Source organism: Nocardia sp. CDC519 (assembly GCF_059509835.1).
In genome coordinates this window covers 412,640-425,819 of record NZ_CM183377.1, presented here as the reverse complement: position 1 = coordinate 425,819, position 13,180 = coordinate 412,640, and the positions used below count along the sequence as shown (strand labels likewise).

10 protein-coding genes and 4 tRNA genes are annotated in these 13,180 nt (G+C 67.1%); 9 read left to right on the top strand and 5 right to left on the bottom strand.

Annotated features, from left to right (window positions below; all coding sequences use genetic code 11):
• Positions 1-95: 95 nt before the first annotated feature.
• From pstS to pstB, 4 genes are all read left to right on the top strand, one after another.
• Positions 96-1,205, top strand: a complete 1,110-nt coding sequence (pstS, locus tag AC5W7N_RS01715) for a phosphate ABC transporter substrate-binding protein PstS (protein ID WP_195006936.1) — start codon at positions 96-98, stop codon at positions 1,203-1,205.
• A 91-nt stretch (positions 1,206-1,296) separates the two neighbouring features.
• Entirely contained in the window at positions 1,297-2,271 is a 975-nt protein-coding gene (gene pstC, locus AC5W7N_RS01710; RefSeq protein WP_228806918.1) for a phosphate ABC transporter permease subunit PstC, read from the top strand.
• Positions 2,271-3,176 carry a phosphate ABC transporter permease PstA gene (pstA, locus tag AC5W7N_RS01705; protein WP_163817244.1) on the top strand — a complete coding sequence of 302 codons (906 nt, stop codon included), beginning with the start codon at positions 2,271-2,273 and terminating at the stop codon, positions 3,174-3,176. The genes pstC and pstA overlap by 1 nt, the downstream gene beginning before the upstream one ends.
• A gap of 19 nt (positions 3,177-3,195) precedes the next feature.
• Positions 3,196-3,972, top strand: coding sequence for a phosphate ABC transporter ATP-binding protein PstB (pstB, locus tag AC5W7N_RS01700; RefSeq protein ID WP_163817242.1), 777 nt, complete (start codon positions 3,196-3,198; stop codon positions 3,970-3,972).
• Positions 3,973-4,197: 225 nt separating this feature from the next.
• Here pstB and phoU read toward each other — a convergent pair whose 3' ends face one another.
• From phoU to dusB, 3 genes are all read right to left on the bottom strand, one after another.
• A complete protein-coding gene (phoU, locus tag AC5W7N_RS01695; RefSeq protein WP_163817240.1) occupies positions 4,198-4,854 on the bottom strand; it encodes a phosphate signaling complex protein PhoU in 657 nt (218 codons plus the stop codon).
• A 90-nt stretch (positions 4,855-4,944) separates the two neighbouring features.
• On the bottom strand, positions 4,945-6,837 hold the full coding sequence (locus tag AC5W7N_RS01690) for an LCP family protein (protein ID WP_195020927.1): 1,893 nt from the start codon (positions 6,835-6,837) through the stop codon (positions 4,945-4,947).
• Between the two features lie 821 nt (positions 6,838-7,658).
• Positions 7,659-8,804, bottom strand: a complete 1,146-nt coding sequence (dusB, locus tag AC5W7N_RS01685) for a tRNA dihydrouridine synthase DusB (RefSeq protein ID WP_163817278.1) — start codon at positions 8,802-8,804, stop codon at positions 7,659-7,661.
• A 202-nt stretch (positions 8,805-9,006) separates the two neighbouring features.
• On the opposite strand from dusB, the gene AC5W7N_RS01680 reads away from it, so the two are divergent.
• Positions 9,007-9,621, top strand: coding sequence for a hypothetical protein (locus AC5W7N_RS01680; protein WP_194989810.1), 615 nt, complete (start codon positions 9,007-9,009; stop codon positions 9,619-9,621).
• Positions 9,622-9,693: 72 nt separating this feature from the next.
• On the opposite strand, the gene AC5W7N_RS01675 is transcribed toward AC5W7N_RS01680, so the two are convergent.
• Entirely contained in the window at positions 9,694-10,665 is a 972-nt protein-coding gene (locus AC5W7N_RS01675) for an acyl-ACP desaturase (protein WP_014348908.1), read from the bottom strand.
• 503 nt (positions 10,666-11,168) lie between these two features.
• Positions 11,169-11,241, bottom strand: a tRNA-Lys gene (locus tag AC5W7N_RS01670).
• Between the two features lie 768 nt (positions 11,242-12,009).
• Between AC5W7N_RS01670 and AC5W7N_RS01665 the strand changes: the two genes are divergently transcribed.
• The 4 genes from AC5W7N_RS01665 to AC5W7N_RS01650 all read left to right on the top strand — a co-directional run bounded on the left by AC5W7N_RS01665 (position 12,010) and on the right by AC5W7N_RS01650 (position 13,079).
• Positions 12,010-12,675, top strand: coding sequence for a TetR family transcriptional regulator (locus AC5W7N_RS01665; protein ID WP_495923126.1), 666 nt, complete (start codon positions 12,010-12,012; stop codon positions 12,673-12,675).
• A 95-nt stretch (positions 12,676-12,770) separates the two neighbouring features.
• Positions 12,771-12,843 (top strand) — tRNA-Glu (locus AC5W7N_RS01660).
• Between the two features lie 30 nt (positions 12,844-12,873).
• A tRNA-Asp gene (locus AC5W7N_RS01655) sits at positions 12,874-12,947 on the top strand.
• Between the two features lie 58 nt (positions 12,948-13,005).
• Positions 13,006-13,079: transfer RNA gene (locus tag AC5W7N_RS01650), tRNA-Phe, on the top strand.
• Positions 13,080-13,180 lie beyond the last annotated feature (101 nt).

The window sequence follows — 13,180 nt, the reverse complement described above, 5'->3', positions numbered from 1 at the left end:
CTGCCTGGTGCGCAAGTTCCCCGCGAACCGCACCACATCACCCGCCCGGGCCGGTGAGGGGCCGGGCGAGTAGTTACGCAACATGCGGAGGAATTGTGAAATTCAAGCGCAGCAGCGCACTCGTCGGTGTGCTGGCCGCCGGTGCCATGACGCTCGCCGGATGTGGCAGCGACGACAACACCACGGCCGGCGGCCCCGAGGCGAACACCAACGTCGCCTGCGGTGGTAAGGAATCGCTGAAGGCCAGCGGCGCGTCCTCGCAGAAGAACGCCATGGAGCGCTTCACCGCGGCCTACGAGGCGAACTGCGACGGCCAGACGCTCAACTACACCTCCAGCGGCTCCGGCGCGGGTGTCAGCGAATTCATCGGCGGCCAGACCGATTTCGGTGGCTCCGACTCCCCGCTGAGCGCCAAGAAGGACGAGCCGGCCAAGGCTCAGGAACGCTGCGCCTCGCCGGCCTGGAACCTGCCCACCGTCTTCGGTCCCATCGCCATCACCTACAACATCGACGGCGTGACCGACCTCGTGCTGGACGGCCCGACCGCCGCCAAGATCTTCAACGGCACCGTCAAGACCTGGGACGCCCCCGAGATCAAGGCGCTGAACCCGAACGCCGCGCTGCCCGCCGAGCCGATCGCGGTGATCTTCCGCAGCGACGAGTCCGGCACCACCGACAACTTCCAGCTCTACCTGGACGCCGCCTCCGACGGTGCGTGGGGCAAGGGCGCGGGCAAGGTCTTCGCCGGCGGCGTCGGTGAAGGCTCCAAGGGCAACGAGGGCACCTCGGCCGCGGTGAAGAGCACCAAGAACTCCATCACCTACAACGAGTGGTCCTTCGCCAAGGCGCAGAACCTGTCCATCGCCAAGGTCATCACCTCGGCGAGCCCGGAGCCGGTAACCCTGTCGGCCGAGTCGGCCGGTAAGGCCATCGACGGCGCGAAGATCAAGGGTGAGGGCAACGACCTGGCCCTCGACACCTCCTCGTTCTACAAGCCCGCCCAGGCCGGCGCCTACCCGATCGTGATGGCGACCTACGAGATCGTGTGCTCCGATTACGCCGACGACTCCGTCGCCACCGCCGTCAAGGCGTTCCTGACCTCGGCCGTCACCAACGGCCAGGAGGGGCTGGAAGAGGCCGGGTACATCCCGATCCCCGACCAGTTCAAGACCAAGCTGACCGCCGCGATCAACGCCATCTCCTGATCGTCAGCCAGCCATGACCGTGCACCCTGAGGTGGCCCCTGCCGGTTCGTCGGAGTCGACGAGCCGGCAGGCGGCTGGAGATACTGCGCCTATGTCGAGCGAACCCAAGCCCGAGACACCTTCTGTCAAGGGACGACAGCCCCACAGTCAGCGGGCCGAAACGATCTTCCGGTCGCTGGCGACGGCAGCGGGCGCGACGATCGTCGGCGCCATCGCGCTGATCGCGCTGTTCCTATTGATTCGCGCGGTTCCCTCGGTCATGGCCAACGAGGCCAACTTCTTCACCAGCGCCGAGTTCTCCACCACGAACGCCGACCACCTGCGGTTCGGTATTCGCGATCTGTTCATGGTCACGGTGCTGAGCTCGATCTTCGCGCTGATCGTCGCGGTGCCGATCGGCGTCGGCATCGCGCTGTTCCTGACCCACTACGCGCCCACTCGGATGGCGAAGCCGTTCGCGATGCTGATCGATCTGCTGGCCGCGGTGCCATCGATCGTGTTCGGCCTGTGGGGCTTTTTGGTGCTCGCACCCCAGATCGAACCGGTCCAGCGGTTCCTCAACGAAAAGCTGGGCTGGTTCTTCCTGTTCGCCGAAGGCAATGTCTCGATCTCCGGTGGCGGCACGATCTTCACCGCGGGCGTGATCCTCGCGGTGATGATCCTGCCGATCATCACCTCGGTCTCGCGTGAGGTCTTCGCGCTGACGCCGGTCTCGCATATCGAAGCAGCGCAAGCGCTCGGTGCGACCAAATGGGAAGTCGTGCGGATGACGGTGCTGCCCTACGGGCGCAGCGGTGTGATCGCCGGATCCATGCTCGGCCTCGGCCGCGCCCTCGGTGAGACCATCGCGGTGCTCATCGTGCTGCGCACCGCCGCCCAGGCCGGCAACTGGTCGCTGTTCGACGGCGGCTACACCTTCGCCTCCCGGATCGCCGCCTCGGCCGCGGAGTTCAGCTCCGCGCTGCCCACCGGCGCCTACATCGCGGCAGGCTTCGTGCTGTTCGCCCTGACCTTCGTGGTCAACGCGCTGGCCCGGCTGGCCTCCGGCGGAAAGGTCAACTCCTGATGACTACCACGACGACGCTCGACAAGCCGGTCAAGGCGCCCACCTTCCGGCATGTCAGCACCGGCCGCCGGATCCGCAACAACATCGCCACCGGGCTGATCACGCTGTGCTTCGCGATCGCGCTGATCCCGCTGGTGTGGGTGCTGTGGATGGTGATCAGCAAGGGCATCGAGGCGATCGTTGCCCCGGAATGGTGGACCAACTCGCAGAAGGGCGTGCTGCCCGACCAGACCGCTGGCGGTGTGTACCACGCGATCTACGGCACCATCGTGCAGTCCGCGGTGGCCGCGATCATCGCGGTGCCGCTCGGCATCATGGCCGCGATCTACCTGGTCGAATACGGTCGCGGCCGGCTGGCCAAGGTGACCACCTTCATGGTCGACATCCTCGCGGGTGTGCCCTCGATCGTCGCGGCGCTGTTCATCTTCGCGCTGTGGATCGCGACCCTCGGCTTCCCGCAGAGCGCGTTCGCGGTCTCGCTGGCGCTGGTGCTGCTGATGCTGCCCGTGGTGGTGCGCAGCACCGAGGAAATGCTCAAACTCGTCCCCGACGAACTGCGTGAAGCCTCCTACGCGCTCGGAGTGCCGAAGTGGAAGACGATCATGCGGATCGTCATCCCGACGGCGCTGCCCGGCATGATCAGCGGCATCCTGCTCGCCCTCGCCCGCGTCATGGGTGAGACCGCGCCGGTGCTGGTGCTCGTCGGCTACAGCAAGTCGATCAACTTCAACGTCTTCGACGGCAATATGGCCTCGCTGCCGCTGCTGATCTACCAAGAGCTGGCGAACCCGGAACCGGCGGGCCGGCTGCGGGTGTGGGGCGCGGCGCTGACCCTGATCCTGATGATCGCGCTGCTGTATCTGGCCGCTGCCGCGGTCAACAAACTGCTCACGCGGAACCGATAGAAGCGAACGGATACCCACGATGGCCAAGCGGATCGATATCAAAGACCTGAACATCTACTACGGCAAATTCCACGCCGTGGCCGACGTATCCCTGACCGTGCTGCCGCGCAGCGTCACCGCCTTCATCGGACCGTCGGGTTGCGGCAAGTCCACCGTGCTGCGTTCGCTGAACCGGATGCACGAGGTCACCCCGAGCGCCCGCGTCGAGGGCGCGGTGATGCTCGACGGTGAGGACATCTACGGCTCGCAGATCGACCCGGTCGGGGTGCGTCGCACCATCGGCATGGTCTTCCAACGCCCGAACCCGTTCCCCACCATGTCGATTCGCGACAATGTGGTGGCCGGGCTGAAACTGCAGGGCGTGCGCAACAAGGCCGAACTCGACGAGGTCGCCGAGCGCTCGCTGCGCGGAGCCAACCTGTGGAACGAGGTCAAGGATCGCCTGGACAAGCCGGGCGGCGGCCTGTCCGGTGGTCAGCAGCAGCGTCTGTGCATCGCCCGCGCCATCGCGGTCTCGCCCGATGTGCTGCTGATGGACGAGCCCTGTTCGGCGCTGGACCCGATCTCCACCCTGGCGATCGAGGACCTGATCACCGAGCTGAAGAAGGAATTCACCATCGTCATCGTCACGCACAACATGCAGCAGGCCGCGCGGGTGAGTGACCAGACCGGCTTCTTCAACCTCGAGGCCCAGGGCAAGCCGGGCAAGCTGATCGAGATCGACGACACCGAGAAGATTTTCTCCAACCCGTCCCAGAAGCAGACCGAGGACTACATCTCTGGCCGCTTCGGATAGAGGTAGGTCCCCGTTCCGGGGCGGCAGGAGACAGCCGCCGGTCCGGGACGGCAGGATGCGGAGAGGGCCCGCGCAAACAGCGCGGGCCCTCTCTTTTTGCGTACCGCCACAACTGATTTCGTGCGATCCGGGTTAACTCCCCGGGTACGAGCGAAGCGACCCGAGACCAACCGCCGACGCGTCGTCAGTGGCGCCTGAGCCCGGCCGAGAATCCAGGGGAGGCGGTCAAGCGTCTTCGTCCGGCGGCAGTTCACCGGTGACCAGGAAGATCACCCGGCGGCCGATCTCGACGGCGTGGTCGGCGAAGCGCTCGTAGTAGCGGCCGAGCAGCGTGACATCCACGGCCGCGGCGACGCCGTACTTCCAGTCGCGGTCCATCAGCAGGGTGAACAGGTGGCGATGCAGATCGTCCATCGCGTCGTCCTGCTGGTTGAGCAGCGCCGCACGTTCCGGGTCGCGGGTCTCGAGCACTTCCTTGGCGCTCTCACCCATGCTGACCGCGATCCGGCCCATCTCGGCGAAGTAGCCGTTGACCGACTCGGGGAGCGCGTGGTTCGGATGACGCCTGCGAGTCACCTTGGCCACATGCAGGGCAAGCGCGCCCATCCGGTTGACGTCGTTGACGATCTGGATCGCGCTCACCACCTGCCGCAGATCACCCGCGACCGGGGCCTGCAACGCGAGCAGCGCGAACGTTCGCTCTTCGACGTCGGTGATCATCTCGGCGATCCGGTCGTGTTCGCTGATGACCTCTTCGGCCAGCGACAGGTCGGCCTGGAGCAGCGACTGGGTGGCCCGGTCCATGGCCGAACCCGCGAGACCGGCCATCTCGCCCAACAGTTGAGCGAGACCGGCCATTTGCTCGTTGTAGATGACACGCATGAAAACTGACACTAGTTCGCGGCGCTGTCCAAGTCACGAACAGCGGGTGAAATGCCGGGGCCGGGCGCGGCGAAGATCGCTGGAGCCGCCTCAGGCGCAGATATCGTCCGCGGCGTTGATGTGCTCCAGGTCGGCCGGCAGCGCGGTCTGGCTCGGGCTCGTTGGGGCGGCCGCGACATCGGTGATCGCCCCGCCCACCGCGGTCGGTTCGTTCACCACACCCTGGTAGTCGGAGCCGAGCACCACCTCGACGATGCTGCCGAGACTGGCGTCGTCGGCGGCCGACATCGTCGCGCCGGGAATGGCGCTGGCGACGGTGGCCGCTTCCGCCTCGTAACCGGTCGCGTAACGCACGATGGTGGTCGCGGAGGTCCCGCCGTCGTAGTTGCCGGTGCTGTAGATCGGGAAGCCGACGTTGTTCAGCTTGGTGGCCACCGTGCCGGCCTGACCCTTGATACCGGAACCGTTGGACACCTGGAGCGAGACCGTGCTCGGATCGACCGCGACATAGGACGGCGGCTCGGCCGGGGCCGGATCGGGCGGGGTCGGTGCGGCCGCGCCGGGCTTCTCACCGGGCAGCGGGCGGTCATCGCGGATCGCCTTGAAGATGGCCTTGATGTCCGATTCGCGGGGGATCTCGTTGCCGTAGGCGGTGGTACCCGAGGTCGGAATCGTGAGGAAGGTGACGGCGCCTGCGTTCACATCCGCCAGCGACCGGCCGAGGGTCAGCAGATCGTCGGGCTTGACCTTGTCCACGAACGTCGCCTGGGTGAAGGCCTTGATGAAACCGTTGAGCTTGCCGAGGTCGAGCAGGACCTTGCTGGACAGCGCGGTGCGCAGCAGCGACGCCAGGAACTTCTGCTGGCGGTTGATGCGGTCGTAGTCACCGCGGATCTCGCCGTAGACCTTGCGGGCGCGCACATAGTTGAGTGCGGTCGCGCCGTTGATGGTCTGCTTGCCGGCCTTTTCCAGCACGGTGCCGAGCTCGTCGTCGATCAGCGGCTCGTTCGTGCAGACCTGGACCCCGCCGACCTGATCGACCATGGCTTCGAAGCCGGCGAAATCGATGCCGATGAAGTGGTTGATGGTGCTGCCGGTCAGGCGCTGGATGGTCGAGACCAGGCAGCGCGGACCGCCGAGGGCGTAGACCGCGTTGAGCTTGTCGCCGATGAACGGGGGGAAGGTCTCCTCGGTGTAATCGGCCTTCTCGTTGTCCCAGCCTTCGCATTCGGGTCGCGCGACATCGAGATCGCGCGGGAAGGACACCACAACCACGCGCTGGCGGTTCTTCGGAACGTGCACGAGCAGCACCGTGTCGGCGCGGGCGCCCTCGGCGTCCTCGATCGTCCCCGCGCCCAATTTGCCGTTGGCGCCCGCCCTGGTGTCGGTGCCGACGATCAGATAGTTCTCGTCGCCGAGCTGGGCATTGCCGTCGATGACGTCGGAGGAGTTGTCGCCGAGCGCGGAGACCTGGTTGAAGCTGTTGCCGCTGGCGCGCAGATAACTCCAGCCACCGCCGGTGATCAGCAGCGCGACGGCGGCCGAGATGGCCAGCGCGGCCCGTCCGGCCACGCGCGCACGGCGATGTTTGCGCCGCTTGCTCTCCGCGAGCCGGGTGCGCCGCGGCGCACCGACGGCTTCCGGGGTGGCGGTATCGGTGGTCGGCCAGGCGCCGGACTTGCCGCGTGCCTTGCGCGGCCGCTCGGTCTCCTCGACCGGCGCGATGACGTCGGTGACGACTTCGGGCGGCTCCTGGCCACGTCGGCCCGCGGCGTCCGCGATGTCCTGAACCACCGCCGACGCACCGGTTTTGCCCGTGCCGCGGCCGGGTGTGCTGCCGGATTGCCGGCCACGGCCGGACCCGGCTGCGGCTGCCCCCGAAACAGCGGCGGCGGAGCCCTGTGGACGCCGCTTCGGGTCCGGGCGCTCGGGCCCGGGCTCCGGATCGCCGGGCCGCCGAGCGTTCTCGGGGCGGCGGCGCATCGCGCCGGTCTCTCGTCCGCGATGAGGGGCCTCGGCGGGATGACGAGTGGTCTCGGCCGGCGGGCGGCCGGTCTCGGCGGACTTGCGCGCGATATCGGCGGCCAGGGGATCGCCTGCCCGGCGCTGGGTCGGTTCGCCGCGGCGCTGGGCCTGCCGCCTGTTGTCGTCGGGCGGGGGCGGGGCGGACGGGTGCTGGTTCGGCGCGGCGCGGCGCTGGGGCGGCTCCGCCGCTGCAGGTGGTGGGACCGGCCTCGACTGTCGCGCACTCGGAGCGGATCGTTGTGCTGGTGGAATCGGCTGACGGGAGGCGGTATCGGGCCGCTGCGCCTGCGCTTGCGGCGCCGGGCGTCCTTGGGGCTCAGCGCGACCGGGCTCGGCCGATCGGCGCCTGCTGATGCGTTCGCTGTCGACCCGGTTGACCAGATCCTGCACCGAGATCGCGGCGGATTCGGAGTCCGCGGGGTCGGCGTGACGGGCTCTGCGCGGCGCGTCGGAGCCGTCCCGTTCGGGGGAACCCGCCGCGGGATACCGCTCCCACGGGGCGCGACCTCCGGGCCGTGGCGAATGCCCGTGCCGATCGTCACCCACCAACGAACCTCGCTTTTCGTTCTGCCTCAGTGCCCGGCCCGACTGCTGTGTTCCAGTCTTACCGCTGTTCGGCCGGGCGTCGCGCTGTTGCCGCCGCCTCCGGCCGACCGAAGTGATTCCGCAATGATAACGATTCCGCCACGGTCGGCCACCCGACGAGAGCCCGACTCGGCCGAAACGTCATATGCCGAAGCGAATGCTGAACGGTTGCCGCAGAGGTATCGCCGGGCGGATCACCCGCCGCTGTGCATCAGGTCGGCGCCGGCGGGGACGGCAGGATCGTCGGGATCGTCGAGCCAGCCGTGCGGCAGCGCCACCTTGCCCGGCGAGCCCTGGCGCCCGCGCGGGCCCTCGGCGTCACGGGGGAACGGCACGGCGGGGTCGAGCTGACCGATGAGGTCTTCGAGCTGCACCAGACTCGACACCGTCGCGAAGGAGCGGCGCAGATCGGCGCCGACCGGGAAGCCCATCAGGTACCAGGCCATATGTTTGCGCAGGTCACGCATGGCTTTATCTTCGCCGAGATGCTCGGCCAGCAGCGCGCCGTGCCGGTACAGCACCTGGCCGACGCGACCGAGGTTCGGCGGCTCGGGCAGCGGTTCGCCACGCAATGCGGCCTGCAATTCGGCGAACAGCCACGGCCGCCCGAGGCATCCGCGCCCGACCACCACGCCGTCGCAGCCGGTCTCGGCCATCATCCGCACCGCGTCGTCGGCGGAGAAGATGTCACCGTTGCCGAGCACCGGAATCGTGGTGACGGCCTGCTTGAGCCGGGCGATCGCCGACCAGTCGGCCTGCCCGGAATACCGCTGGGCGGCCGTGCGTGCGTGCAGAGCGACGGCCTTGGCGCCCTCCGCTTCGGCGATCCGGCCCGCGTCCAGGTAGGTGAGGTGGTCGTCGTCGATGCCGATGCGGAACTTCACCGTCACCGGGACCCCGGCGGGCTCGGCCCCTGCCACCATCGCGCGCACGATCCTGGCGAACAGCGCGCGCTTGTACGGCAGCGCCGCGCCGCCACCGAGCCTGGTGACCTTGGGGACCGGGCAGCCGAGGTTGAGGTCGATGTGGTCGGCCCAGCCCTCGCCGACGATGATGCGAACGGCCTCGCCGAGCGTCGCCGGGTCCACGCCGTAGAGCTGCATCGACCGCGGATGCTCGTCCTCGTCGAACGACATCATGTGCAGCGTCTTCTCATTGCGTTCCACCACGGCCCGCGCGGTGATCATCTCGCAGACATAGATCGAGGTGGGGCTGCCGAATTCGCGGCAGAGTTTGCGGAACGCCAGATTCGTGATTCCGGCCATCGGCGCGAGCACGACCGCCGGATCGACCGGATACGGCCCGATCCGCAGCCCGGTGCTCAGCTCGCTCGTCGTCATCGTCACGCCCTCCAGTGTCTCATCCGTGCACTACTGCTCACCGCGACGATCGGCTCACACCCGGGTGTTCGGCGTTCGGCCGGTCAGATGGTGTATGTGACCCTCGGTTCGAGGTACTTGTGACCAAGTCGTTAGCCTGGTGTCCGCAAGGCATCGCCGCCGGGGAGTTTGTGCGATGCGGTATGCGATCGAAAGAGGATCAATGACCGAGCACTCCGGAAGCGGCGCCACCGCGACCATCGACAAGGAAGCCGACGCGGCTCCGACGGCGCCGACACCCGATAACAACCGGCCAGGCACCGTTTCGGTGCAGGTCTCCACCATCGTCCGTGGCGCCGTCATCGGCGCGCTCGCGATCGCCACCGTGGTGTTCGCGGCGCTGTGGTGGTCGGCCCGCGGCGACGTCGCCGATCGGGAGGCCCGCGAGGCGGCCGCGGCCCGCGCCGAACAGGTCGCCACCGACTACGCCGTCGGCGCGGCGACGGTGAACTACCAGGACATCAATGGCTGGGTGGGCAAGCTCAAGGCAGGCACCACCGATCAGCTGGCGAGCAAGTTCGACAGCACCGCGCCGAAGCTCGAGCGCATCCTGGTCCCGCTGAAGTGGACCTCCACCGCGTCGCCGGTCACCGCGAAGGTGATGTCGGAGCAGAACGGCATCTACCAGGTGAGCGTGTTCGTCAACGTGAACTCCACCAATGCTCAGACTCCGGAAGGCGCGCAGACCACCGTCAGCTACAGCGTGACCCTCGATGAGAACTCCGGCTGGAAGATCACCGATGTGGGCGGCGTCGACGGTGCGCTGCCGCTGAAGTAGCAGCCACTCGGAACGCGAAAGCGCCGCCGTCCGATCCGGACGGCGGCGCTTTCGTCTGCGGTGACTCGCGGATCAGCTCGCGGCCGAGCTCGCCAGTTCGCGTTCGCGCTTGGCGGCCTCGCGGGCCAGCATCCGGTCGCGCTGCTCTTCGAACTTCACGACGTCCTTGCCCAGCTTCTCCAGGAAGTTGCCGAGGCGTTCGCGGACGGCCTCGCCGCGCGGGGTGAAGTCGGTGCGATCGAAGATGTTCCACTTCTTCAGCACCGGCTCCACCACGTCCTCGAGGTGCTGGCGCAGGTCGTAGATGCCGTGCTTGGCCATCAACACGCCGTTGCGGCGGAAGTTGGGCATACCGGCGCCGGGCATCTGGAAGTTCTCCAGGATGAGCGTGATGGCTTCGAGCGTCTGGTCGGGCGCCAGATCCAGGGCCGCGCCGCACATGTTGCGGTAGAAGATCATGTGCAGGTTCTCGTCGGCGGCGACGCGCTGCAGCATGCGGTCGGCGATCGGGTCGTCGCAGACCTTGCCGGTGTTGCGGTGCGAGACGCGGGTGGCGAGTTCCTGGAATGTGACGTAGGCGACCGAGTGCAGGAAGCCGGCGTCGGCCTCGGCGGGGGAGGCGAAACCGTTGGTCATGTGGATCATGCGCGCTTCTTCGAGCGCGACCGGGTCGACGCCGCGGGTGACCACCAGGTAATCGCGCATCACGATGCCGTGGCGATTCTCCTCGGCGGTCCAGCGTCCGACCCAGGTGCCCCAGGCGCCGTCCTGGGAGAAGTTCTCGGCGATTTCCCGGTGGTACGAGGGCAGGTTGTCCTCGGTCAGCAGGTTGGTGATCATCGCTGCTTTGGCGACTTCACTCAGCTTCGACTGTTCCGGGTCCCAGTCGACGCCACCGAGTGCGGCGAAATTGCGGCCGTCGTCCCACGGGACGTAGTCGTGCGGATGCCATTCCTTTGCCAGGGACAGGTGCCGGTTGACGTTCTCTTCGGCAACCGGCTCCAACTCCGTCAGCAGCTCGAGTTGAGTCAGATCCCTTGCCATGTATCAGCCCTTCATCTATGCGGTCTTGCGGGTCGCCCCCCTCAGGTTTGACCGTTGCCGATGCGGCCATACCTTACGGCACCGTAGGTGTGATGCGAAACGCATCCAGTCACGGAATTCTCGGGGTGATGGACGTCATACGCCGTCGTTGGCGCTCGGCAACTACTAGCGAGTGTAGGACTTCGCTCCGCAGCGAGGGGTCTATCGCCGCGCCCCGCCCCGGCGTTAGCCGACCAGGTGATCTTGTGCGGTATCACTCAGATGGAGCGTGCGGTGGCGAGGTCCGCGAACTCCGGCCCCGCGATCCGCCGCCGCATGGGCGAGGACCTACTTTGCCCCATTTCTGCCCCACGCCGGCCCCGGATGCTGCCCCACGCCCACGACGTCCCGCTCGCCCGCGGACCTGCGTCGGGCCGCCCGGCAGTACGGAACCACCTGCGGCGGTGCGGATTCGCCCCCGGAAACACCTCGGGCGCCCGATGCGGAACCGGGCGCCCGTGCGGTGCCCCCACCAGGGCTCGAACCTGGGACCTGCGGATTAAAAGTCCGTAGCTCTACCAACTGAGCTATAGGGGCGCGGTTGGCAAGTGTAATGGGCAGGCGTGGTTTCTCGTAACCGGGGGCGGTGGTGAGTCGTCGCGGGCGGACGCGGTGGTACCGGGGCCAGGGGTGTGGCGGCGGGTCCGAGGTGGTGTCACGGGGGCTTGCGGGCGGGGCGAGGGTGGCCTTGGCTGTGCTCGGAGCGGCGATATATCATTCAAACATGTTGCATACCAAGGAGTTTGGATACCCGCGCACGCTGGGCGGTCGATGTCTGCGGCGGTGGCGGGTGTAATGGATTCCGGGTGCGGAACACGGTAGCCGAATACTCCAACGACGCTGTGTCGCTTGCCGATTCGGTATCCGCCGGTCCATCCTAGTTGTTGCGTGATGTTAGCTGCGGCCGGAGTCGGCCTCGCCGGCAACCTCACTCTTACGGTTTGCCGCGTGTCGGGTGACAATTCCGGGTACCGTGGCGAATCGGTGAATTCGGGGCTTCCCATGAGTTGACGCCGCCAGGAGGCAAATCGGGGACGACGGAAAGCGCGACGACGAAAAAGCCCGGATGCGCACCCCCTGCGGCGCACCCGGGCAGGAAAATTATACCAGTCGGTGTGTTTCGGGTTTCTCGCCTAGTTTTCGTACCAAAAGTCTGTATCCGGGGCGAAAACCCTGTTGTAAGTGTTGATAAAACTCATAAATTCGCGCCAATAGCCTGTTTCCATTCGGGCTCGCTTTGGCGGCGAAGGAGCCCGCCGGGGTGGAACCCCTTGGGCTCCACAAGGCTTCGGAGGCGTTTCGAAGATGGCACGGCAGCAAGAGCGGGCCCGCCGGACACGTGCGGCGATAATCAGGTCCGCCGCCGTTGAGTTCGGCAAGAGCGGCTACGCCGCCGCATCGCTCAACCGCATACTGGAAGGATCGCGAGCCACCAAGGGCGCCATGTACTTCCATTTCGATTCCAAGGAAGATCTGGCCAGGGCGGTCCTCGACACCGCACTCGATCGATATCGGTTCTCGGCCGATCGCTGGCTCGCCCGCACCGATCTCGGCCCGCTCGACGTCATGCACGGCATGCTCGACGAGATCGCGCTTCGGCTCGAACACGACATCATCGTCCAGGCCGAATTCCGGCTCATCATCGAGCCCGACTTCTATCGCGAGGTCCCCAACGGCGGCGGCCGCATCATCGCGCGCGCCACCCGCGCGCTCGCCGTGCGCGCGATCGAACAGGGGCAGCTGCGGGCCGACGCCGACCCCGACCGCTTCGCCCGCACCCTCGCGGCCGCGCTGGCCCCCCCCCGCTACTTCATCGACCTGTTCGGCAACGGGGTCGATCTGCGCTCCCGCTTCCAGGAGGCGCTCGAAGTGGTGATCGAATCCATGTCCACGCCGGAATGGGTGGAGCGGTTCCGGCGTGAGGGCTGGCGCGCGGGCGCTCGCCTGGAAGAGCTCGGTTTAGCCCTCTGACCAGCCGGTTTGGGAAACCTCGCAACCTTGTCATAAGCTATGCGAGCTCCCAACGGACAGCCGTTGTAAAGCCGGTCCGGAGAAATCCGGGACGAGCCCCCTTCGTCTAGCGGCCTAGGACGCCGCCCTTTCAAGGCGGTAGCGCGGGTTCGAATCCCGTAGGGGGTACAGTCTTCGGACTGTGGAGCAGTAGAGCAAGGCCCTGTGGCGCAGTTGGTTAGCGCGCCGCCCTGTCACGGCGGAGGTCGCGGGTTCGAGTCCCGTCAGGGTCGCAAGTAAACGCCGGAGAAATCCGGCGTTTCACGTATGGCATTCCGTTCGGGTGCCTGCGGCCAGGTAGCTCAGTTGGTACGAGCGTCCGCCTGAAAAGCGGAAGGTCGCCGGTTCGATCCCGGCCCTGGCCACCCCATCCCCCTGGCTGAGGACTCGGCTAGGGGATTTTTCGGCTCGTGGTCATGCGCAGGCCCAGTAACGCTTTTGGCGCTCAGGTATCTTGACAAAATCG